16 protein-coding genes and 1 tRNA gene are annotated in these 23,840 nt (G+C 39.8%); 9 read left to right on the top strand and 8 right to left on the bottom strand.

Annotation, left to right across the window (positions count from 1 at the left end):
- Position 1: 1 nt before the first annotated feature.
- Complete coding sequence (locus ACPPVU_RS00460) at positions 2-3,112, bottom strand: SusC/RagA family TonB-linked outer membrane protein (RefSeq protein WP_426669718.1); 3,111 nt, start codon at positions 3,110-3,112, stop codon at positions 2-4.
- Between the two features lie 169 nt (positions 3,113-3,281).
- Between ACPPVU_RS00460 and ACPPVU_RS00455 the strand changes: the two genes are divergently transcribed.
- Positions 3,282-5,792 carry a M14 family metallopeptidase gene (locus tag ACPPVU_RS00455; RefSeq protein WP_426669717.1) on the top strand — a complete coding sequence of 837 codons (2,511 nt, stop codon included), beginning with the start codon at positions 3,282-3,284 and terminating at the stop codon, positions 5,790-5,792.
- Between the two features lie 96 nt (positions 5,793-5,888).
- Here the strand turns inward: ACPPVU_RS00455 and ACPPVU_RS00450 are convergent, their stop codons facing one another.
- The 3 genes from ACPPVU_RS00450 to ACPPVU_RS00440 all read right to left on the bottom strand — a co-directional run bounded on the left by ACPPVU_RS00450 (position 5,889) and on the right by ACPPVU_RS00440 (position 11,041).
- Positions 5,889-8,342, bottom strand: a complete 2,454-nt coding sequence (locus tag ACPPVU_RS00450) for a TonB-dependent receptor domain-containing protein (RefSeq protein WP_426669716.1) — start codon at positions 8,340-8,342, stop codon at positions 5,889-5,891.
- Between the two features lie 691 nt (positions 8,343-9,033).
- A complete protein-coding gene (locus ACPPVU_RS00445; RefSeq protein WP_426669715.1) occupies positions 9,034-10,683 on the bottom strand; it encodes a PspC domain-containing protein in 1,650 nt (549 codons plus the stop codon).
- Between the two features lie 19 nt (positions 10,684-10,702).
- Positions 10,703-11,041 (bottom strand): PadR family transcriptional regulator, encoded by a 339-nt coding sequence (locus ACPPVU_RS00440; protein WP_426669714.1) that lies wholly within the window; start codon positions 11,039-11,041, stop codon positions 10,703-10,705.
- A 184-nt stretch (positions 11,042-11,225) separates the two neighbouring features.
- Here ACPPVU_RS00440 and ACPPVU_RS00435 point away from each other — a divergent pair, with 184 nt between their 5' ends.
- The 4 genes from ACPPVU_RS00435 to ACPPVU_RS00420 all read left to right on the top strand — a co-directional run bounded on the left by ACPPVU_RS00435 (position 11,226) and on the right by ACPPVU_RS00420 (position 18,172).
- Positions 11,226-14,510, top strand: a complete 3,285-nt coding sequence (locus ACPPVU_RS00435) for a SusC/RagA family TonB-linked outer membrane protein (protein WP_426669713.1) — start codon at positions 11,226-11,228, stop codon at positions 14,508-14,510.
- A 9-nt stretch (positions 14,511-14,519) separates the two neighbouring features.
- A complete protein-coding gene (locus tag ACPPVU_RS00430) occupies positions 14,520-16,109 on the top strand; it encodes a SusD/RagB family nutrient-binding outer membrane lipoprotein (RefSeq protein ID WP_426669712.1) in 1,590 nt (529 codons plus the stop codon).
- A gap of 31 nt (positions 16,110-16,140) precedes the next feature.
- Positions 16,141-17,043: a DUF1735 domain-containing protein gene (locus ACPPVU_RS00425; protein WP_426669711.1), complete on the top strand. Its 903-nt coding sequence runs from the start codon at positions 16,141-16,143 to the stop codon at positions 17,041-17,043.
- A gap of 175 nt (positions 17,044-17,218) precedes the next feature.
- The gene (locus ACPPVU_RS00420; RefSeq protein WP_426669710.1) at positions 17,219-18,172 is read left to right on the top strand and encodes a carboxypeptidase-like regulatory domain-containing protein; all 954 of its coding nucleotides are present in this window, start codon (positions 17,219-17,221) and stop codon (positions 18,170-18,172) included.
- Positions 18,173-18,240: 68 nt separating this feature from the next.
- Here the strand turns inward: ACPPVU_RS00420 and ACPPVU_RS00415 are convergent, their stop codons facing one another.
- Complete coding sequence (locus ACPPVU_RS00415) at positions 18,241-18,657, bottom strand: DoxX family protein (protein WP_426669709.1); 417 nt, start codon at positions 18,655-18,657, stop codon at positions 18,241-18,243.
- A 124-nt stretch (positions 18,658-18,781) separates the two neighbouring features.
- Positions 18,782-19,729 (bottom strand): S66 peptidase family protein, encoded by a 948-nt coding sequence (locus tag ACPPVU_RS00410; RefSeq protein ID WP_426669708.1) that lies wholly within the window; start codon positions 19,727-19,729, stop codon positions 18,782-18,784.
- 126 nt (positions 19,730-19,855) lie between these two features.
- Between ACPPVU_RS00410 and metG the strand changes: the two genes are divergently transcribed.
- The 4 genes from metG to ACPPVU_RS00390 all read left to right on the top strand — a co-directional run bounded on the left by metG (position 19,856) and on the right by ACPPVU_RS00390 (position 23,106).
- Complete coding sequence (gene metG, locus ACPPVU_RS00405; RefSeq protein ID WP_426669707.1) at positions 19,856-21,931, top strand: methionine--tRNA ligase; 2,076 nt, start codon at positions 19,856-19,858, stop codon at positions 21,929-21,931.
- 126 nt (positions 21,932-22,057) lie between these two features.
- Positions 22,058-22,129, top strand: a tRNA-Arg gene (locus ACPPVU_RS00400).
- 84 nt (positions 22,130-22,213) lie between these two features.
- Positions 22,214-22,615, top strand: a complete 402-nt coding sequence (locus tag ACPPVU_RS00395) for a hypothetical protein (RefSeq protein ID WP_426669706.1) — start codon at positions 22,214-22,216, stop codon at positions 22,613-22,615.
- Positions 22,616-22,650: 35 nt separating this feature from the next.
- Entirely contained in the window at positions 22,651-23,106 is a 456-nt protein-coding gene (locus ACPPVU_RS00390; protein WP_426669705.1) for a hypothetical protein, read from the top strand.
- Positions 23,107-23,333: 227 nt separating this feature from the next.
- On the opposite strand, the gene ACPPVU_RS00385 is transcribed toward ACPPVU_RS00390, so the two are convergent.
- Positions 23,334-23,516, bottom strand: coding sequence for a type II toxin-antitoxin system YoeB family toxin (locus ACPPVU_RS00385; RefSeq protein ID WP_426669704.1), 183 nt, complete (start codon positions 23,514-23,516; stop codon positions 23,334-23,336).
- A complete protein-coding gene (locus tag ACPPVU_RS00380) occupies positions 23,507-23,701 on the bottom strand; it encodes a DUF2683 family protein (protein WP_426669703.1) in 195 nt (64 codons plus the stop codon). The genes ACPPVU_RS00385 and ACPPVU_RS00380 overlap by 10 nt, the downstream gene beginning before the upstream one ends.
- Between the last annotated feature and the right edge of the window lie 139 nt (positions 23,702-23,840).

Here is a 23,840-nt window from a genome sequence, read left to right as displayed (position 1 = left end):
ATTATAATCCAACATTCAGTCCGAAAGTAATAGTACGCGGTTGTGGCGCCGAATAAAAATCATTACCCAAATTGATATTGCTTGCCAAAAAATCTGTGTTTACTTCCGGGTCCCATCCTTTGTAATTGGTTATCAGAAACAGGTTATATCCATTCACAAAAACCCTTGCTCGATCTACTTTTATTTTAGAAAGTACTGACTTGGGAATGTTATATCCAATAGTAGCTGACTTTAGCCTGACATAAGATCCGCTTGACAAATACCTGCTGGATGCTCCGGTTCCGTTGGCATAAAATAGTCGCGGCTCCGGAACATTAGTTATATCTCCAGGCTTGTTCCAGTACTTGAGCTGATCAACGGTTTGATTATCAAAACCATTGCTTGCCTCTGCGCTCATGTATTGACCACCCCCGTTGTATATTTGATTGCCGAAGGAACCATAGAACGTAAAGGATAAATCAAATCCTTTATATGAAAAATTATTAGTTATTCCTCCGGTCCAATCTGGTTGCGCGTTACCTAATACTACATTTTGGGCATCGTTAAAATTGTTGGTAGTACCGTGATTAACTGAGCCATCGGCATTTTTAGTGTTCAGGTAATACAATGCATCACCGTTTGCAGGATCAACCCCTGCATATTGACGCCCGTAGAAAACACCCACCTGCTGACCTTCAATTACATAGTTTAAATCCGATCCTCCTGCAATTTGCTGACCAGCAGTATAGGTAACTTTGTTTTTATTATAAGCGGCGTTAAAGCTGGTTGACCACCGGAACTTACCAATAAAGTTCTCTGAGGTTATCAGGAATTCAAAGCCCTGATTATAAAGCTTACCCAGGTTTTGAAGTTGCGTAGCAATACCAGATGTTTCAGGAATATTAACATTCAGGAATAGATTACTAGTGTTCTTTTTATAATAATCCACGCTTCCTGACAAGCGGTTATTAAATAGTCCCCAGTCAATTCCAAGGTTTAGTTGGCTAGTGGTAGCCCATTTTAAGTTTGGATTGGCAATCTGCGCATATCGCTGCCCGGCTGCGCCATTGTAGCCTGCCGGTGATCCGCTTGGTGTTGATCCAGAAAATAATCCTAAAGCCGAATAGTTTGGCACACCATTATCACCTGTCAAACCATAACTCGCCCTGATTTTCAGACTGCTTATGGCTGTTAAGCTTTTCATAAAATCCTCTTCACTTGCTACCCATCCTAAAGAGCCTCCTGGGAAATAACCGTAGCGATTGTTTACACCGAAATTGGAAGACCCATCCGCTCGTATGCTTGCAGAAAGCAGATACTTGTTTTTATAGGCATAATTTGTTCTGGCAAAATAAGATATAAGCGTGCTTGCACTTTGGGTTGATGTACCAGCATTGATAAGGGCAGCAGAGGCGATGGTTTTGTAGGCATCAGAAGGAAATTGTTGCCCTGAAACGCTGTTAGCTGTCGAGTGGTTGTTTTCATAACCTGTACCTACAGTTACGTCCAGCGTATTATCTTTGTTAAAAGTATTTTTATAGGTCAGATAATTGTTTATCGTAAAATGCACTAGTATGTTTTCAGCGTTAGTGCCTGATCCGTGATTGGTGCCGGTGTTACGGGCCGTAAGGCTGTTGGCGTAACTATCTTCGTTTTGATTGAGCTGATCGACACCCAGATCTGAGTGGAAAGTCAGGTGCTTTACTATTTCCCAGTTCGCATACATGTTGCCCAATGTGCGATAGACATTGGTGTGGAAATATTCATTGTCAACACTTACCAATGGGTTATAATAAAGCGGGTAACTGCTGCTTGCTCCCGGAGGCGTACCGCTTATCAAGCCGGAACGGGGGTCTATCACAGGAGTTATCGGTGATAAGGCTACAATTTGCAAAGGCGTATTAAAGTTATCGTCATTAGCTATACGCTCATTATAAGTATGAGTAAAGTTTAGATTTATCCCGGCATCAAAAGTGCTGGAAATCTTTGTGTCCACATTAACCCTTCCGCTATACCTTTGGAATGCATTTCCTTTTAATATACCTGTTTGATTAAGTGCTTGTCCACCAAAATAGTAGGTTGTTTTATCGTTGCCGCCCGAAAAATTAAGATCGTATTGCTGATGAGGAGCCGTTTGAAAAGCTTGCTTTTCCCAATCTGTATTAGTTGAGGCCCAATTTGTATTGCCTGCTGCTAAAGCAGTAAACTCGCCTTCTACGTATGATTTATAGTCAGCAAGAGCAGTAGAGAGAGAATCGTAAAGCCCTGCCGCATAATCTTGCTTGGCAGCTCCCACTCCGGCACGCTCTTCTATTTGCAGCCATTGCTGAGAATTTAAAAACTGGCGATGCCTGGAAGGCTGATCATAACCAAATTGAGCGTTAATATCAATTTTTGCGGTCCCGGCCTTACCCCTTTTGGTCGTGATAAGGATAACACCAGCTGAAGCTCTTGAACCATATATGGCGGAAGCCGAGGCGTCCTTTAAAATTTCAAAAGATTCTATGTCGTTAAAGTTGATGTCTGCAAGTGGGTTGGTTGCAGCTCCATTACTTGAAAGATCTGCCTGGTTAATTACTATTCCATCCATTACTATCAATGGTTGTGTGGTACCAGAAATACTTGCTACACCGCGTATATTAATGCTCACACCCTGGCCAAGCTTGCCATTATTTGCCTGGATGTTTACGCCGGACGTTTTACCTTGCAAAGCCTGTTCAAAGGTGGTCACTGGAGTGTTCGCGACATCTTTAGCAGTTACAGAAGTGATTGCTCCTGTGATGTTAGCACGTTTTTGCGTACCATAACCAACCACAACTACTTCTGTCAATTGCTTTGGATCTACTTCCAATTGTACATTAAGTACGTTACCTTTTATAGGTATAATAGATTCTTTATACCCTATGTATTTAAATACTAATGAATGCGTACCAGCCGGAACGGAGATGCTGTACGATCCATTTGGATCTGTTTGTGTACCTACAGAGGGTACATCTTTTACGATCACGCTTACCCCTGGTATGGGTGATCCGTCTTTCGAATCAATTACTTTACCGGTTATTACTTTTGTTTGCGCAAAAGCAAAATGATAACCTGAAAATAAGAGAAAGAATAAGAGTAAATTTTTTTTCATATTGTGTGGTTATAGATTAAGAGGATAAAGTAGGAATTTGATATGATAAAAGCAAAGATTTTAATATTTTTTTAATTATTTAATAAAAAAATACGCTTTTACATGTATTATTGTTCGTTTTTACCAATACTTGTATTTAGAATATTATTTTTAGGCTGACTATCTCAATATGTTAAAAAGGATCTCTTTATCACTGCTTTGTTTAAGCTTTGCCTGTATAGCGTTTGCGCAGGGGCTGCAATCTCCGTCCGAATTTTTAGGATATAAACTCGGTTCACAGTTTACGCCACACTTTCGTATCATCGATTACTTTAAATATGTAGCCGGCATATCAAAAAATGTAAAGCTGCAGCAATATGGTACTACCAATGAGGGCCGCCCATTGATGGCCATGTTTATAGCATCGGATGAAAATATAGGCCGGCTGGAAGAGATCAGACAGCATAACTTGTCGCTTGCCGGATTAACTGCAAGTAATACTACTTTAACTAATACACCCGCAATAGTATGGTTAAGTTATAACGTACACGGAAATGAGCCAAGTTCCAGCGAAGCGGCAATGCAAACCCTTTTTGAAATGGCTAATACCACCAACACCCGTACGCAACCCTGGTTAAAAAATACAGTTGTTGTGATCGATCCCTGTTTAAACCCGGATGGACGCGAACGGTATATTAATTATTATAATTCTGTAAAAGGTGTGGTGCCGGATGCCGACCCGTCAGCACGCGAGCATTCTGAACCATGGCCGGGCGGGCGGATCAATCATTACTATTTTGATCTTAACCGCGATTGGGCCTGGCAAACACAGAAGGAAACCCAGGCGCGCGTAGCGTTATTTGATCAGTGGCTGCCACAAGTACATGTTGATTTCCACGAGCAGGGCTATAATGCACCATATTATTTTGCACCGGCGGCAGAGCCTTTTCACAGGGATATCACACCCTGGCAAAGGGAGTTTCAAACAATCATCGGTAAAAACAACGCGAAGTATTTTGACCAGAATGGCTGGATGTATTTTACCAAAGAGGAATTCGATCTGCTATATCCTTCTTATGGCGATACCTATCCTATATATAATGGTTCTGTCGGTATGACTTACGAACAGGGAGGTATTGGTGCGGGCTTAACGGTAATAACACGCAGTGGCGATACATTAACCCTTGTTGATCGTGTGGCACATCACTTATCCAATAGCTTAAGCACAGTTGAAACAACTTCTGCAAATGCAACAAAGGCGCTTAATGAATTTAAGAAATATTATGAGAACAGCCGCAATAACCCGCCGGGCGAATACAAAGCTTATGTAATTAAAAACGATAACCCGGATAATATTGCTTTGCTTGGTACTTTGCTTAGCAGAAACGGGATAGAGTATACTTATGGTGCAAAAGGTGGTTATATCGGCTATAATTATATTAGCGGCAAGACCGAGCAGTTTAACATTGAACCTAATGATATGGTAGTTAATACCCATCAACCCAAATCGGTATTGCTGAATGTATTGCTTGAGCCCAGAACGTTTATAACCGACTCCAATACCTATGATATTACAGCATGGGCATTACCCTATGCTTATGGGTTAAAGGCCTATGCGCTTAAAGAATCAGTAAAGCCATCAACCGAAAAAACAAACAATATAGTATCGCCGGCACCAACAACTGTAAATAAAACACGTGTTTATGCTTATATCGCGCCATGGCGTTCTGTGTGCGATGTTAAATTTTTGGCAGCACTACTCAAAAAGAATATTAAAGTGCGGTCTACAGAAGTTCCATTGGAATCCGGAGGAAAGAAGTTCGCTATTGGTTCGTTGATCATAGCCAGAGCAGGAAATAATAAGGAAGATTTTGACAGCGTTGTAACCGGAACAGCTGCAGACTGTAATATTGAGCTAGCTCCATTAAGTTCGGGCTTTGTAGACAAAGGCGTGGATTTAGGTTCGAGTGAGATCAGGTCTATTCAACCTCCTAAAGTTATGCTGATCACAGGTGAAGGTTCTTCGGCAGAGGCTATGGGCGAGGTTTGGCACTTTTTTGAGCAGCAGATCAATTACCCGGTAACATTGGTCAAATATCACGACCTGAACCGTGTTCGCCTGAATGATTTTGATGTAGTGATATTTCCGGATGGCTATTATGAAGATCTGCCGGTTGAGAAATTTCAGAATTGGGTGCACGATGGCGGAAAACTGATTGCTATGGAAACTACGGTATCATTGCTGGTTGATAAAAAAGGCTTTTCTATTAAAAACCACCCGCCTGACAAGCGTGATACTACTAAAAATGCGCCCGGACTTGTAAAAAACTTTGCGGACCGTGACCATGAGGCCATAAGATCAAGCGTACCCGGCGCTATTTATAAGGTAGATATGGATAATACACATCCTCTGGGGTATGGGCTTAATAAATATTACTTCACACTCAAATTAAATGACGAATTATATAGTTACCTGGGTGATGATGGATGGAATGTGGGCACAATCAAAAAGAATGCTTACGTAGAAGGTTTCGTCGGGCAAAAAGCAAAAGATAAATTAAAGGACGGGCTTTTATTCGGTGTGCAATCCCTGGGCCGTGGCTCAGTTGTTTATCTGGTTGATGATCCCTTGTTCCGCAGTTTTTGGCAAAACGGTAAACTGTTGTTTAGTAATGCGGTATTTATAGTAGGGAACCAATAGTTTCAGTTTGCAGTTACCAGTGGGCAGTTAGCAGAGTATATAAGTTTGCAGTTAGCATATAATTTTCGATGCCAACTGCAAACTTAAAACTGCAAACTAATTACTTCCTTTCACTCTTCCTTTCAGATCGTCAGCGCCGCTTTGATGCTCACGTGCTTTAATCTTAGTACTGCCAAAGTTGTAGGTAAATGTTAACCTGGTAATGCGGGTCTCACGTTTTTGATGAATGTCCAGGTCATTGGTTTGGTAATTGCTGGTTACATTATTTGTGAGTGTGTTAAATATATCACTCATAGATAATTTAATGTTAGCTCTTTTGTTAGCAAAAGAATGGCTTATACCAGCATCTGTTGAGTATTGAGGCTTAACATAATATAGTACATAAGTTAATCCTGATTGATAATTAGATGTTATCTCAAATTTGTAGCCGCTGATCGGCGTGAACGTTTGGGTCGTCCTTATTTGAAAGGCCGCCTGCCCGCGATCCAGGTTTGCTCCCTGTAAATCATTTGATTTAAAGCCAAGGTAGAAACCCGTTGCATTGACATTACCCTCCCACCATTTTGCAATGGTGTATGGAGTGAAGACATTAATATTATAGCTATTTTGTGTCTGCAGATTCTCGTTAGTTATAAATGAAACTTTGGTTACCGGGTCTGTTCCGGGTACTTCAGTAATAACATCTGTAGTGCGGCTGTAACCCAATGTTACTACAAGCTGCTTATTATAGGTGTAATTCAGTTCAAAATTATTGGTGTATTGCGGTTTTAAGTATGGGTTACCTACTACATAGGTATAAGGGTCAAGGTAAAATACAAATGGATTCATATTATCGTACTGCGGACGATCAATACGGCGGCTATAATTGATGCCTATCTCATTTTTATCATTCAAGGTCTGGTTTATAAATACGCTTGGAAACAAGTCGAAGTAACTATTAGGTATACTTTTCACAATGCCTGACGAATCTCCCACAGCTTTTGATGAGGTATACTCGCCCCTTAAACCCAGCTGTACAGAAGTCTTTTTAAAATTTTGACTGAAATTTATATAACCCGCATCAATCTTTTCATCATAAACAAAATGATTGGTGCTTACATATGGATCATTTGGTGAATGCGTTTCCATCAGGTCGTTATCAGTTTTTACATCACTAAATTTTAAACCGGACTCAAACTTTAACGATTTGGTTATAGGCTTTGCGTAATCAACCTTGCCAGTACGTATGCTTATGGTCGATGGCGTGTTGTTTCCCAAAAATGTTGAGGGGTGCTGAATGCTGCCATCGGGTAAAAAGTAGTCACTGTTGTATTCTGCAATTGCAGTATTTCTGAATTTCGAGTAATCAAGATCAGCACTTAATTGTTGCCCTGCTGTATCTAATTTATAAGTATCATTTAAGTTGACTGCAAAATCCTTATAAGTTTGATGGTTGGTAGATACAGTTCTTAAAGATGAATCAACCTTAGTAGGGGTGGAACCTATATATGTCCAGTTATCATTACTATCATCTTCTGTATTAAAGTAACCGGTTACAACAAAACCAAGTGTGTTCTTTGAAGATAGATCATAATCGGCACCCAAACGATAGCTGTTGTTATGATTCGTTTGCCTAAGTGGAGAATATTGATCAAAGTAAGTTTTGTTTCCTAACGTATCAGTAACTACGCGTTTTATCTGGATGTTTTGCTCACGCCCGCCATCGTTATGGCTAAATGAACCAAATACATTTAAGTTACCTTCCTTGTGGTTCAGACTAAACGTTTCGTTATTTTTCCAATTAGCACCATATCCTACACCGGCAACAATGCTGCCGTTAGTACCTGTTTGTTTGTTTTTCTTTAGCTTGATATTGATGATGCCCGAATTACCAGCAGCATCATATTTTGCCGAAGGATTAGAAATGATCTCTATCGACTGGATCGTATTACCATCCGTAGAGCGTAAAAGTGTTGCCAGCTGGGCAGCTGAAAGATAGGTCAATTTATCATTGATCATCACGGTAACCCCTTGTTTACCTTTAAGGCTAACATTATCATCCTTATCAACGGTTACGCCCGGCGCCCTTTCCAAAATATCCATCGCCGAATTGCCTGCCGCAAGTACGCTGTTTTCCACATTCATCACTATACGGTCTGCTTTGTGTTCTATTAATGGTTTTGCGGCGGTTATGCTTACTGTATTTAAACTGCGTGCGTTGGGTTTCATTTTTATTTCAGGAACGGTAATCCTGGCTGAGTTATCAGCAACTGTAACAGGCTGGCTGGTTGCCTTTACATATCCAATAGTACTTGCTTTTATAATGTACTGTCCTTTTTTAATATGATCAAAAGTGTAAACGCCCTGTTCATTGCTGATAACGCCTTTTACTATAGATGAGTCTTGTGCATTTAACAGGCTGGCGGTTGCATACATCATGGGTTTTCCCTGTTCATCTAATAATGAACCTGAAACACTGGCCGATTGTGAGTTTGTCTGCGCTAACGCGACGCCTGCCGCGACGACCATTAGTAGTAACGTATAATATATTTTAAGGATAATTAATTTCATGAGTTGTAGTTGTTGTAAAAGTTTTGGCAAAAAATGTCCTCAGAGAGATTACTCTCTTTTTTAAATAGTTAATAAAATTGTTTTGGCTTACCGGTTATCTATTGTTCATTCAGGTACCGGGATTAAAAATGTATTCTCATAGGTGTTGTTGTTTTCGTTTTTTTTGGCGGCAATACCATCCTATAAAAGGGTACTCCTCTTTTTTGCATACGTAATAAGAATGGGCTTGCTGGTATTATCCGGCGTTTTATGTTGTTTTATATAAGATGCAATAAGGGGGTGTTTGGTTACAGATATTTTTAAAGATTTTGACAAAAAGTAATAATAGGCTGTTCATTAGCCCCATTTTATTGATGAAGGGCCAGTGTCGTATCAATTATGGATTGACGTTTAGTCCTCAGTCGAAAGTCTGGAGTCAGAAACGCACAAAACTGACTTAAGACTTGCGACTAAAGACTGTTGACTTGACACTAGTTCAATTTTTTCAATTCAGGTAATATGTTTGCGATAACATCCTTAAAAAATGAAAAACTGTTTTCTTTGCTCCGGCACTGTTTAGTCGACTGGCTTTTTGCCAAATGGGAGCAGGGAGTATCAATCCTACCTGTATTGGATGTCTTATCAGGATAAAAAAATAACATAAGCCCGCCAAGTAATAGCAAGCTTATGTATTTGATTGAGTGTTTCATTTTTATTTTTTTGTACTGTCCAAGGGCAGGTGCTTTCTTATAACGGTATCGGTTACCAAAGTATCCACCTTGCATTGCAGGCCGTTATCAGTCATTATAAATGTGGCTTCGTTTAATTTACCGCCATCCCGCTTGTTGATCTCATTGCACCCGTAAACATTTATGTTAGATATTCTATCGAGATCGCGGTCAATAATAATTTTAGCATTCAGGGGGAGCTTCAAAGTAAGGTAAACATCCTCATCATGCCATAGCTCGTCATTTTTGGGATAAAATCTTTCATCAAACTTTAATAAACTATCCTGTTGCGTGAATATGTATTTTATATTCCGCGAATTAGCTAATGCATTGTCATAATTCCTGCCTCTTGCATGATATGATTCAATCAAAACAGGCTGGTCGATATCGCTTCTTTCAATGGATAGACCGATGCGCTGATGGAAATGGTTAAAATCATTATCCTCGTCATCTGTTATTTTCATATTAGGTGACAGGTTTTTAATATTTAAACGAGCGCTGTCCTCTGCAGTGAAATATTTAAGATCATTTAATTTAAGGTGATAAGTATTATTCTTCGCCGCCTTCAAATTGATAGTTTCGCTATAACTTGCAGATGAGCTAAAGTCTGACGCTATTTTGGTGACATCATATACAAATACTGCGATGGCAAATAACCATATAACTAAGATAGTTGTACCTGCCGATCTGCTTACCGAGCCTGTATTAAATATACCTTTTAATGTAAGGAGTATAATACTTACAATTGGTATAACAACAACCACAAAAGCCGCAGTATAAAGGTATTCAGGATGATGATGTCTTAATAAGCCATAAGGCAGATCATGAAATGGTGCAAAATCTCCAAATCCGAGCAGCGCTACAAACGCAACTATAAAGAATACCAATCCGCTAAAACAGCACAGAAGTATAAAGAGCCCTATAAGTTTAACAAGTATTTTACCGGCACCATTAAGGAATATACCCAGGTGATAAAAGAAATCGCCTATAAAATCGCGGGTTTTGTAAACAAAAGGTTTAGCCTCATGTCTGAAATTTGATATGTTGTCACGCATAGAGCCCAATTCCTCTTCAAAATTCTTTTTAAAGCCCTGCAAGTTTAATTTTTCGCCTTTCATTGTCATCCGGTCTGCACGGGTAACGGCTTTGGGGATCACTATCCACAATATGATATATAAGATAAGGCCGGAACCTCCAAAAAGAATACACACCGCAAATACTAGTCTTATCCAAACGGCACTCATATCAAAGTAGTTAGCTATACCTGCACATACACCGCCTATCAAGTGATCGTCAGGGTCACGAAACAGTCTGCGTGCTTCTGCATTATAATAGGTATTGCTAAAAGATGCTTTAGTATCCTCTTCGGCGTGTTCAAAATCTTCAACTGTGCCCATCTGCTCAATTACTGATCTAACATCCTGTTCAACAATAACCTGTTTATTTTCTTTTGCCAGTAACTCGTTAAACATTTCGGCGATGCGGTTTTCAATATCCGTAGTAATCTCCAGGCTATCGGCCGAATTCATAAAATGACGTTTTACATCCGTCATGTAATTTTTTAGTACCTCGTAGGCATCCTCTTCTATATGAAATACGATGCCGTTTATATTGATGATAATTGTTTTGTTCATGATCTTGGTTTTTTTCTAATTATTTTACTTTCCTGTCTCCGATGGATGTTTGCACGGCATAAGCCAGCTCCTGCCAGGTTTTGTCGAGCTGTTCCAATACTTTTGTGCCTTCCTCCGATAGGACATAATATTTTCTGGGTGGGCCCGAAGTTGACTCAACCCAGTTATAACTGAGGAGTCCATTGTTCTTTAAACGGGTTAACAGAGGATACAAAGTACCCTCAACTACAAGCAGTTGGGCTTTCTTTAACTCGGCAATTATGTCCGAAGCATAGATCTCGCCCTTGGCTATGGTGGAAAGAATGCAATATTCCAAAACACCCTTCCTCATCTGGGTTTGTGTATTTTCAACAATCATACCACAAAGATATATGTTTTAAATTGTATTATGCAATACATAGTACTAAAATTATTATATTTAAGTTCAGAAAGTCTCTTTTTTAAAGATTTTTCATCTTTTTGTAATATTTTATTTGACTTTTTAATAATCTAATACTACTTTTAGCACTAATTAACTATTAACTGATCTTATTATTAACGAAATGAAAAAACTTCTACTAGTAAGTTTGTGCTTTCTGATGTTATGCGTAACGCAGGTGTTTGCACAAAACCGTACTGTTACTGGTACGGTTACGGCCAAAGAGGATGGCCTACCCATACCGGGAGCCACAGTAAAGGTAAAAGGTTCGACTGTTGGTACCCAGACCAACACGGCCGGTAAATTTACCCTAAGCGTACCAAACGGAGCTACCATCGTAGTTTCCTTCGTAGGTTACGCCGCTCAAGACATTGCTGTCGGGACTCAAAGCACACTAAATGTAGCTTTGGTTGCAAGCAGCAGTCAGCTTGGCGAAGTTGTTGTAACAGGCGCATTAGGTATTAAGCGCCAATCTAAAGAGGTTGGCTATGCTGCTACCAATATTAGCGCCAAACAGATTACCGCGACCCACCCAACAAACTTTACAAATGGGTTAACCGCTAAGGCACCAGGCCTTGTTATCAATACTCTTGATAACGGTATTGACCCGCAAACACGTTTCACACTGCGTGGTAATCGTCACATTATTGGCAATAACTATGCATTGGTGCTTTTAAATGGTGTGCCTATTTCACCAAATGATGTTAATACCATCAATCCGGACGATATCGAATCTGTTGATATCTTGAACGGTGCTGGTGCAGCTGCACTTTATGGTTCTGAAGCATCAAATGGTGCATTAAGTATCACTACCAAACATGGATCGTCTTCGGGTGCTCCACAGATATCGTATTCAAATACGCTATTGTCTGAAAAAGTATCTTATTTCCCGGGATTGCAAACAACCTTTGGTAGCTATGGTGGTGAAGGCGCGCCTTATCTTGATCCATTGACTAACCAGGTAACAAGTCCGGTTCCTTATGAAAATCAATCATATGGTCCCCGTTACGATGGTCACATACAACAATTGGGTTTACCTGCTTACGCGGCTAACGGCCCTGTGCAGATGGTTCCTTATTCAACCCCAAGTAAAGATCCCCGTTTAGGTTTCTTCCAAACCGGATGGTCTGACCAAAACAATCTTTCGTATGCTGCGGGTGATGCTGCTAACAGTTTTAACTTATCAGTAAATAACCTTGCGCAGAAAGGCGTTACACCTAATGACAGAAAAGACAGAACTGTTGTACGTGTTTCTGCTACAAAAACATACGGAATATTTAAAGCCGATTTCACTGCAAGTTATTCAAATCAACAAACAAGCACTTACGGTGCCGGTTTTGACGGATCATCACTTAACGGTGGCCGTACATTATTGTCAAGCTTGTTAAATTCACCATCATGGGCTCCTTTAGAAAACTATAAGGACATCAATGCCCAGTTTTCTGATGTAAACAGTTTTTATAACTCTTATAGTGTTAACCCTTACTGGGTAATTGCCAATTCACGCATTAATACACGCAGTGATAATTTCAATGGCAGCTTTAGCGGTACGTTAACACCTACAAAATGGTTTAATATGCAATACCGCCTTGCCGATAACTACGGTGTAGGTCAACAACAATATACACGTGCGCAAGTTAATTTCAGCGCTTATTACCACTCAGATCCGGGAGGCACGCAAAACCAAGCTTATGGCGCGTTAGGTGGCGCTGCAAATACTCCGGGCAGCATTCCGGGCCAGGTTCAAAACATTACACAATTTGGTGACGGATCAATAACTCCGCTCCCTGTGGCTCCTAATCCATTAGCTGCACCAGCAGGCCCTCAGGGATATTCACGTTTAACACAAGATGTTTTCGCGAATTTCCACCATACCTTCTTTAATGACTTTAAAACTAACTTATTGTTAGGTAGTACAGTTTGGCAAGAACAGTTCAACCAGGTATCAAACAGCAGCACCCAGTTATTGGTAGACGGATTTTATAACATCGGTTCAATTTTGGGTGTACCATCAACTGGTCAATTGCAAGGTACTATCCGCCAGATAGCCTGGCTTGGTGATTTGACAGTTAGCTACAAGGATTTCGCTTTCTTAGAAGCTTCAGATCGTAATGATCATGATTCAAGACTTTCTGCTGCAAACCGTTCATTCTGGTACCCTTCAGTAAAAGGTTCACTTGTATTAACGGATGCGATACCTGTTTTAAAGGATAATAAAATTTTAAGCTATGCTAAATTACGTGCCTCATTCTCCAAAGTGGGTGATGTAAACGTAGCTCCTTACAGTACGCTTCCTACCTTTGGTGTAACAAGTGGTTTTCCTTATGGAAATACCGGTGGTCTAAGCTTGAGCACTACTTTAAATAACCCCGAATTGAAACCAGAGTTCACTAAGGAAATTGAATTTGGTGCTGATTTAGGTTTCTTAAATAACCGTATCAATGGTAGCATAACTTATTATAAAAGTAATACTACAAACCAGACGCTTCCCATTACAGTTGCGCCAGAAACAGGATATAACAACTCACTGGTTAATATAGGTGAGGTACAAAATACCGGTCTTGAAACCAAGTTAGATATCCAGGTGCTTACTAAAGCGGAAAATAAAGTTGGTTTAACCCTGGGTGGTAACTTTACTATACAAAACTCAAAAGTAATTTCGTTAACTAATGGCTTATCTTCAATTACTTTAGCTACTGTTAACGGTAACGCAGCAATTCAGGCAGTAGTAGGCCAGCCTTACCCAAGTTTAGTGGCTACTGATTTGGTTCGCGATCCAAAAGGAAATCCTATAGTAGATGCTGTTACAGGTAATCCATCGCTGAACCCTAATTTAACCAATTTGGGTCGTACAACCCCTAAGTATCTTTTGGGTTTAACACAAACAGTAAGTTATAAGTTTGTTACCTTGTCTATAACCAGCGAATTCCGCACTGGCAACGTAATTTATAACCAGGGACTATTGCAGGCTACTGCAGCTGGTACTTCCCTGTTATCTGCATCAAGCGGGCGCCAGCAATTTGTATTCCCTAATTCAGTAATTCAGACATCACCTGGAGTTTATGCGAAAAACACCAGCACTTTGACCAGTGATGGCGGTATAAACTTCTTTGATTCAGGAGCTTTCTACACTGCAGGTAGCACTTATGTAACAAGTGCTGCATTCTGGAAATTAAGAGAAGCAGACCTGGCCTTTAACCTGAACCAGTTTGTTAAGCAATCAGGATTTATTAAAGGAGCCACTTTTTCTTTAATAGGCAGAAACTTGATCATGTTGAGGCCAAAATCAAACAACTGGTCAGATCCTGAATTTTCATCTAGTACAGGTGGTGGTAACGCTATTGGGTTTTCAACAAACCAACTGCCGCCAACCCGTTTCTTTGGTGCTAACTTAAGTTTAACTTTTTAAGAAAAGATAATGAAAAAGTATATATCAGTTATTTTATTAACCCTTACAATTGCCGGGAGCAGTTGTAAAAAGGACTTTCTGAGTTTGGAGAAAAACCCCAATACTCCGTCCGCAGCATCGCCAGACTTAATATTGGCCGGTGCGTTGAAAATGTCGGCCCAATTCCCAAATAGTACTAAATACACCATGTATGCAGGATGGATAGGTTATCTAAGCTGGAGTACTGGTTACCAGGCTAACACCGCCTTAGAGCAGTATGTTATTACATCTGGTACTTATGATGTATGGAGTGATTATTATATTAACATTGCCAACTATCAGGCGCTTATAGCTACCAATTCTGGTCCAAACTATACTGCTATCGCCAAGATCATGGAGGCATATAATTATGAGGCCTTAGTTGATAATTACAATAACGTACCTTATTCTAAAGCTGAGCAGGGTACAGGAGATTTCACGCCTGCTTATGATAAAGGATCAGATATATATATAGATCTGATGAAGCAACTGGATGCAGCTATTGTTTTAATTCAGGGTGCACAAGGCAGTGCAACTGCACTTATACCAACCAAAGCTGCTGATATTGTTTACGGTGGCAATATGGGAAATTGGTTAAAATTTGCCAATACCTTAAAATTAAAGTTGGCAATTCGGCAGTCAAATTTAAATGGTGGTTTAGGGAATGCTGCTGCGATAACTGCAGTTAAAGCTACACAGGCTTTAGGTTATATAGATGCTACTAACGGTGCCGTAGCCAATCCTGGTTATTTTAACTCTGATGCGAATGGCGGCCAGCAAACTCCGATGGTTATAGCTTACGGCCTTACAGCCTCAGGCGGTTCATCAGGCAACAATGCTACTTACCAGGCTAATGCTTATGGTGCTCATTTCTATGGTAAAAATAATGATCCAAGGCTTGCTCAGATTTACAGCGCAACCTCCACAGCTAATGCAGCAAATGCAACTTCACTTGCCAATGCAAGTGTTGACTCTGTTACCTATAATTCTTCCTGGGTAGTTGTTTCATCACCTTTTGGCAGCAACTCGCCACCACAGGGACTTGTGCCTCCGGCTACAAAAGTTGCTAACATGGGCCCAAGTAAGTTTGGCCCTGGTGTATTAAAAACCCCAGGTGCAGGAGCTAATTTATTATCCTCGGCTGAAGCTTTATTTTTGCAAGCCGAAGGTGTTGTACGGGGATATCTACCAACTGGAAACGCAGCAGCTCTTTATAATGCTGGTATTGTAGCATCATTTACTGATGACCTTGTTACCAACCCGGCAACGGCAGCGGCAACTTATGCTGCACGGCCTGCAATAGCTTATCCAACAGGCGGCACATTGCAAGCACAAATAAAGGCCATCATCGTTCAGAAATGGGCAGCTTTAAATCTTTATGGTGCATTTGAAGCATTTAACGAGTATCGCAGAACAGGATATCCTGATGATATTCCGTTGTCTATTTATTCGGGTGCCAATGCTCCAAACCAAATAACCAGAATCCCTTATCCGTTTATTGAATATTCAACAAATGCGGCTAATGTTGCGGCAGAGGGCACAATAGATATATTCAAGTCAAAGATATTCTGGGCCAAGTAAGCTCATAAATAAAATTTAATCTAAAGAAAAGATGAAAGCAAAATATATAAAAAGGATCATGGCGCTAAGTATTTCGGCGCTGTTATTCAGCTCATGTCTGAAGGATTCTGCCCGGGTTTTTAACCCGGAGGCAACGACGCCTAACGTTGTTCAATTCTTCAATAGCAACATGCAAAACTTTGGCCATGATGCCGTAACCGGATCGGGGTTAGATACTATAACATTTGCAGTAGGTGTTACTGCGGCTAATCCGCCGTCAGCGGCAACAACAGTTACCATTGGTGTTGATAATACGCTTGTTACTACTATCAATGGAATAAATTACATTCCAATACCGGCAGACGCATACGTTTTACCTACTAAAGTAACTATACCCGCAGGTAAAAATAATGCCACTACAACAGTAATTATTAACATAACGAAATTGGATCCTACTTTAAGCTATTTGCTTCCGGTTAAAATTGTGAGCTCTACACCAAGTTTGCCTATTGCCGCAAACCTAAATGTTCATTACTTCCATATCATTGGTAATGACTTTGCAGGTGCATATCTTCAGGATTTTATCAGAACACCGCCTGGAGGGGATTTTGCAGGAACTGCAGTAACTCTTATTCCTGATTCGCCTACACAAATTGAGATGCCTAGTGGTTATGCCGCTCTTGGAGTAAGGTATGTCGTAAATTTCACAAAGACTGGATCAGGTGCATCGGCAACTTACTCTAATTTTACAGTTGCTTTTAATCCTGATGATGTAAAATCTGGATTCACCGGTAATGGTATCACTGTAATAAATGCACCTGCATTTGTTAGCTATGATGCAACCCATCCATATACTTTAACAGAAGTAACACATGGTTTACTTTCATTTACTTATTCTGTTACTAATTCAGCAGGAGCAGGTAGAGCAGTTGTTGATAAATATTACAAACCATAATAAAACTTTTCTGAATTGCAAACCGCCTCATATTTGGTTATGAGGCGGTTTTTTTCATTTACGCTTGACTGTATTAGAGTCAACATTGTATATTATTATTGTTACAATGATTATACAGCAGGATTTACTTTAATTCATATTTTAGCATATATAGTACTGCATTTTAATGTCTAACATGAAAAAAATAATATTGACCTCTTGGGTCGCTTTAATTACCACTTTTACTTTTGCTCAAAAAAACACAGTTGTTGGTACTGTTAATGATAAACAAGGTAAACCTATCCCTTTTGCATTTATTAAAGACGCTCAACGCAGTTACGCTACATTTACAGATCTAAATGGGGCGTTTAACCTTAAAGTTGATTCTGTAGATAGGCTCATTGTATCTGCCCAGAATTTTAAAAAAACAGTAATAAAAATTGGTGATCCTAATAATGTAAATGTGGTATTGACCGGCGATGATGCTGCAGGTGCTAAATTAACCAAATCCACTGGTGATTTTAAGGAAAAACTCAGCACAGAGGGTATGACCAAAGATGTGTCTAGCGGTTATATCGTGCATGAAAATACCATACATGGAAGCCGTTATCTTTTTGAAAACTGGGTACATGGTTATGCCTTAACTACGGAAGATTCTGTTAAACAAAATGATAATTACCTTTTCAATTATGAAAAGATGGCTGGCAATTTGATATTTACAGATGACGGAAAAACGATGACCGGCATTAACAGGCACTCCATAAAAATGTTTACGTTAGTAGATGACCAGGGGCAAACCTATGTTTTTGAAAACAGGCCTGAAATTGATCCGCTTCATTTTGTGCAGGTAATTTCGACAGGCAGTAAATACAAAATTTATAAGCAGTTGGGCACTAAGTATCTTCCAAATAATTATGTTAGCAACGGAATGACCTCAAGCGGTAATAACTACGATGAGTTTAAAGACGAAAGTGTTTATTATGTTGTAAAGTTACCTGGCGGCCAACCGCAAAAAGTGCTGCTTAAAAAGAAGTCGATTAAAACTGTATTTGCTGCCGATGCAGATAAAGCGAATAAATTTCTATCTGATAACGACAGGGATATTGATGACGATTACTTGAAAAGTCTGGGCGATTATATGAATCAGTAAGAACTATCAGTTGCCTAAAAAATGGCCTCAGTAGAAATACTCAGGCCATTTTTTATGTAATAAGGCAGCTATTTTTTATCTGCACTATATTTTCCAGGCCCTACAAACAGCAAGCCGGCAAACATGATAGCGTCTTCAATAGCATGTGATGCTGCACCCAAACCGCCCTCGGGCCCGTGTTGATGCAAATGAAATAAAGCGGCTACTATAAGATCGATCACCAGCAGTAAACACACTGGTCTGAATATAAGGCCTATAATTAGTAAAAAGCCTCCGAAGGTTTCAACCGAGGCTGATAATAAACCCCATACCACCGGCCAGAAATGTATGCCCACATTGTTGGTTGCGCTACCTAACATTGTCCAGGTTTTTACGCCGCCTTCCAATTTTGGGAACCCATGATAGATGAACATAATACCCAGCCCGATGCGGATAATTAATAGCCCGAAATTTTTGTAATTGCCTAAATTGTCTAAGATTGCCATGTGTATATAATTATTGAATTAATGAATGAGTGAATTAGTGAATAATTGCGTATTGATTAATTCAAATTTAATTATCAGAATTGATAGAATAGTGCTTTTTGCACCCCAATCGATTTAATCCACTTTAATTGTAGCCTGCTACTACCTGATTATCAATTACTGATAGATTAAAAGATTTTCCAAGCACCAGGGACTGATTATCGGGAATATGACCTGCCGGGAAGTCAAAGCATACGGGATAGTTATAGTTTTTAACTACTTCCATAATGATCTCCAGCACAGTTTGACCGAAAGGGATATCATTATCCTTTGTTTCTGTAAATCCGCCAACGATCAGGCCCGCGAGGTTTTTTAATTTACCTGCCCGGTCAAGCGCACGTATCATACGATCGATAGAATACAGGTATTCGCCTACATCCTCAATAAAAAGTATTTTACCATCATAGTTATAATCAGACACGGAACCTAATACAGCAACCAGCAGGCTCAGATTACCGCCTATCAATGTACCTGTAGCTTTACCGCTACGATTGAGGCCATGTGAGGTAAAAGAGTAGCTTATCTCCTCTCCAAATAATGCCCTTCTCAGTGTTTCTAAAGAATAGGCTGATGCATCGGGAATGTTTATCGGCATTTGCCCGTGTATGGTTTGCGCATTATAATTGGCAAATAGATGTGCATGAAGCACAGTAATATCGCTAAAACCAACCAGCCATTTGGGATGGGTGGCAAATCGGCTGAAATCAACTTGATCAATTATGCGTATAGTACCGTACCCACCGCGTGCAGCTATAATTGCTTTTATACTATCGTCATCAATAAAACGTTGGAGGTCTTTGGCACGCAATTCATCATCACCTGCAAACTGGTGGTAAGAGGCATTAATGGTTTCGCCCAATACAACTTCCAACCCCCATTTTTGTAACAACGCCACAGCATCACCCATCGGATTGGGCAGTTTTTTAGCGGGACAGGTGATCGCTATTTTATCTCCTTTTTTTAGATAGGGAATTTCTTTTTGTCCGGAAGTCCGAAAGTCGGTAAGTCCGGAGTTAGGTGCAGATTTATTCATGATCTATTGTAAAAAACTCCCTGTTTGTAAAAACATAATCAGAAAAACTTTCGGACTTTCGGTCTTCCCGTCTTTCCGACTAAAATAAATTATCTTTGCCAAATTATTACTAAGGATGCACATTTAATGTCACAACTTAATAAATTTAAACGATACACCATTACCTCTGCGCTGCCTTATGCCAATGGCCCTTTGCATATTGGTCACCTTGCGGGCGCTTATTTGCCCGCAGATATTTTTGTACGATACCTTCGTCTTAAAAAACAGGATGTGGTATACATCTGCGGTTCAGACGAACATGGTGCAGCCATTACTATTAAAGCAAAAAAAGAAGGTACTACCCCACAAGCTATTATTGACAAATACCACAACCAGATAAAGCAAAGCTTTGAGGATTTTGGTATAGCCTTCGATATATATCACCGCACTTCCTCACCGATTCACCACGATCTTTCTAAAGAGTTTTTTTTAAACCTGTATGAGAAAGGGGAGTTTGTTGAGAAATACTCCGAGCAATATTTTGACGAGGATTTTCAGCAGTTTTTAGCCGACAGATATATTATAGGAACCTGCCCTAATTGCAGCAACCCAAATGCCTACGGCGATCAGTGTGAAAACTGCGGTACGTCGCTTAATCCTACTGATCTGATCAACCCGGTATCAACCCTGAGTGGGAAGCCACCTGTTTTAAGGCCTACCAAACATTGGTATTTACCGCTGGATAAATATCAGCCATGGTTGGAGAAATGGATAGATACCAAGGAGAATGACTGGAAGGTAAACGTATTTGGGCAGTGTAAATCATGGCTTAAATCTGGCTTGCAGCCCCGTTCAATGACACGCGACCTGGATTGGGGTATTGATGTGCCATTGGAGGAAGCAAAAGGGAAAAAGCTATATGTTTGGATGGATGCTCCGATAGGGTACATATCGGCAACCAAACAGTGGGCGCTTGACCATGGTAAAGACTGGAAGCTTTACTGGAAAAAACAAGAGAAAGAAGAAGATGAAACCTGCCTGATACACTTTATTGGTAAGGATAACATAGTTTTCCATTGTATTATTTTCCCGGCTATTTTGAAAGCCCATGGCGAATATGTGCTGCCGCAAAATGTGCCGGCGAATGAGTTTTTAAACCTGGAGGGTGATAAACTTTCTACCTCGCGTAATCATGCTGTTTGGCTTCATGAGTATTTGGAAGAATTCCCCGGCAAGCAGGATGAGTTGCGTTATGTGCTTACTTCTATATTACCTGAGACCAGCGACAGCGAATTTACCTGGAAAGATTACCAGGCGCGGGTGAATAATGAGCTGGTAGCCATTTTAGGAAACTTTGTGAACCGGGTGATGATACTGATGCACAAGTTTTACGACGGCAAATTGGAAAGCGACAGTGGCATAATTGCATTAAATAATGATGGCATAAATGCGGATCTCGGCCGCTTTTATGATGAGCTGGAACGCAGTTTAGAGACTTACAAATTCAGGCAGGGTATGCAAACGGTAATGGAGATAGCCCGACTGGGTAACCGTTACCTTACTGAGAAAGAGCCCTGGAAAACTATCAAAACAGATCCGGAAGATGCTAAAATTGCTCTGCATAATTGTTTGATCCTAATCGGTCATCTGGCAGCTTGTTTACAGCCGTTTTTACCTGCTACAGCTAAGAAAATATTAGGCATGCTTAATTGGCCGGGCGAACAGATTGGGTTTGAGGACGAGGTTATTTTCAAAAACGGGCATCAGCTAAATCCATCTTCGTTATTATTTGAAAAGGTGGAAGATGAAGTTATTGATAAACAAATAGAAAAACTGCGTTTAAAGAAGGAAGCAGCTACTGCCCCTGCGAAAAATGTTGAAGTAATACCCGCCAAAGCAAATATCAATTACGAAGCTTTCGCTGAGATGGATATCCGCATCGGTACCATATTAGTGGCGGAGAAAGTAGCCAAAACCAAGAAGCTTCTGAAATTGACCATTGATACGGGAATTGACGAGCGTACAGTAGTATCAGGCATTGCCGAACATTACGAGCCGGACGCCATTGTAGGTCAAAAAGTAAGCATATTAGTCAACCTTGAACCAAGAGAAATAAAAGGCATCCTATCGCAAGGAATGATCCTGATGGCAGAGGATGGGGATGGCAAACTAACTTTTGTATCACCTAATGACGATCTTCATGACGGTTCAGTTGTCAGATGATTTTGATGTGCAGATGTGCAAATATGCAGATATGCAAATGTGTTTGACGAACTCGCTGATAATTTGCACATTTGCACCTTAGAATTTGCACATCTGAACATCCACGCATTTGCACATTCAAAAAACGGTCCCGTAGTTCAACGGATAGAATAGAAGTTTCCTAAACTTTAGATATGAGTTCGATTCTCGTCGGGACCACAGAATAAGTTAAAAGCCTTTGGTCGGAAGATTGAAGGCTTTTTTTGTGGGATTTCTTTTAACTTTATTTCCATAAAACAACAAATGAAAGCTTTGAAATATTTTTTGATCCCAGTTATAGTAATTCTAATTTGCTCTGGTTTTGCCAATGTCACGGATAATGTTGAAGATTCTCATGCTAGGGCTATAAGGTTAGCATTGGAAGCCGGTGGATTGAATACTAAAGGATATCCTTTGCTTTCAAAAAATTATGGTCCTTTTTTATCCAAGCTGGGGTTTAGTTTGATTACCCCTGCGAATTATCTTCCCCAAAAAGGTGACATAAGAGTATTTCAACCTTATCCAGGCGGAGAGCCTGTCGGTCACGTAGATATGTACGATGGACGCCAATGGGTTTCAGATTTCAAGGAGGCTAATTTTTGGCCGAGCGCCAAATATAAAAAGTATCATCCGAGTTATCAGATTTTCAGGTGGCTCCGTAAATAATCAATTAAAACATTCTAATAAATAACATCTGTAAGATGAAGCTGATAAAGTTTTTTTCAATAAGTTGTACAATTATCTTAAGTTCAAACAATTTCGTACAGGCTCAAAACGAAGTTGAGTCTAAACAGGCGATACAAATCATTAAAGAATTTTACATCGCATATAATACCGCTTGGTCGGCTAATATTGCACCCAAGGTACTTGATCAAAAATTAGACTCTTTAAAAATGAAGTATTGTGCGATAACGCTAATGATTTGCCTAAAAGGGGATTTAGATCATGATGTGCTAATCAATGACCAATATACAGACGTCCGACATTTAAAAACGCTAATAGTTTCAAAGGCCCCAACTAAAGGAAATTCTTACATAGTGTCTTATATCGCTCCCACTACTAACCCGTCTAATAAGCCGATTGAAGAAAAAGTGGTTATTTATTTGACCGTTATGAAAGGGGCCAGGGGCATTGTAATAGATTCTGTTGGGAGTTGAAAATATACATTCTTTCTCCCGGTTATCAATAAAATACCGGTGTTGTGATGTCTATAACTAATGCAAATCAGCCATAAAAGAGTTCGGGTCTTGTAATCTAAGGAATTACTTTTAAATAAAAAGCCTTTAGTCGGAAGGCTTTCTGTTTTAAAATTTAGTAGTGTCCTTTCAAAGACGTTATTTCTATTGCTTCGTCTTTTACCTGGTAAACTAAACGATGCCTTTATTTATACGCCTTGACGAATAGCCTGAAAGATTGTGCTTAAGTGCCTCGGTTGGCCGATACCTTCAAATGGTGTGGTTTGTAAACTTTTAATCAGTTCATAAATTTTCTTTTGAACTGCCTTATTTCCTGATTTTTTCCAGAAATTAAGATGTTCCAGGGCCTTTGGAGAAAAGTTTATTTCCAAAGGTCTTCCAGTTTTATTTTAGTCCCTTTCCCGTTCTTTATATCCTCTGTCCCCTTGTGTATCATGGCAACAAATTCAGGGTCGTACGGGCTTTCTTTTTTGAAATCCACATCTAAAGCTTTCAAAATAGCTGTAATGGCCATCAATTGTTTTTTATCTTTTGGGTGAACAATTAGTGTTTCCATACACAAAAATACATATTATTTAAACGCAACTATAAAAGGGACACTTGGGTTTGCATATATAATTCAACGAATAGAAGTTTCCTAAACTTTAGATATGAGTTCGATTCTCGTCGGGACCACATTTACACCCATCCATGGG

Origin of the sequence: Mucilaginibacter sp. McL0603, assembly GCF_049992945.1 — a bacterium.
Lineage (GTDB): Bacteria > Bacteroidota > Bacteroidia > Sphingobacteriales > Sphingobacteriaceae > Mucilaginibacter.
This window is presented reverse-complemented; position numbering and strand designations above follow the sequence as displayed.

Coding starts and splice junctions, on each gene's coding strand:
- ACPPVU_RS00460 (WP_426669718.1), bottom strand. CDS start 3,112: ATGAAAAAAAATTTACTCTTATTCTTTCTCTTATTTTCAGGTTATCAT.
- ACPPVU_RS00455 (WP_426669717.1), top strand. CDS start 3,282: ATGTTAAAAAGGATCTCTTTATCACTGCTTTGTTTAAGCTTTGCCTGT.
- ACPPVU_RS00450 (WP_426669716.1), bottom strand. CDS start 8,342: ATGAAATTAATTATCCTTAAAATATATTATACGTTACTACTAATGGTC.
- ACPPVU_RS00445 (WP_426669715.1), bottom strand. CDS start 10,683: ATGAACAAAACAATTATCATCAATATAAACGGCATCGTATTTCATATA.
- ACPPVU_RS00440 (WP_426669714.1), bottom strand. CDS start 11,041: ATGATTGTTGAAAATACACAAACCCAGATGAGGAAGGGTGTTTTGGAA.
- ACPPVU_RS00435 (WP_426669713.1), top strand. CDS start 11,226: ATGAAAAAACTTCTACTAGTAAGTTTGTGCTTTCTGATGTTATGCGTA.
- ACPPVU_RS00430 (WP_426669712.1), top strand. CDS start 14,520: ATGAAAAAGTATATATCAGTTATTTTATTAACCCTTACAATTGCCGGG.
- ACPPVU_RS00425 (WP_426669711.1), top strand. CDS start 16,141: ATGAAAGCAAAATATATAAAAAGGATCATGGCGCTAAGTATTTCGGCG.
- ACPPVU_RS00420 (WP_426669710.1), top strand. CDS start 17,219: ATGAAAAAAATAATATTGACCTCTTGGGTCGCTTTAATTACCACTTTT.
- ACPPVU_RS00415 (WP_426669709.1), bottom strand. CDS start 18,657: ATGGCAATCTTAGACAATTTAGGCAATTACAAAAATTTCGGGCTATTA.
- ACPPVU_RS00410 (WP_426669708.1), bottom strand. CDS start 19,729: ATGAATAAATCTGCACCTAACTCCGGACTTACCGACTTTCGGACTTCC.
- metG (WP_426669707.1), top strand. CDS start 19,856: ATGTCACAACTTAATAAATTTAAACGATACACCATTACCTCTGCGCTG.
- ACPPVU_RS00395 (WP_426669706.1), top strand. CDS start 22,214: ATGAAAGCTTTGAAATATTTTTTGATCCCAGTTATAGTAATTCTAATT.
- ACPPVU_RS00390 (WP_426669705.1), top strand. CDS start 22,651: ATGAAGCTGATAAAGTTTTTTTCAATAAGTTGTACAATTATCTTAAGT.
- ACPPVU_RS00380 (WP_426669703.1), bottom strand. CDS start 23,701: ATGGAAACACTAATTGTTCACCCAAAAGATAAAAAACAATTGATGGCC.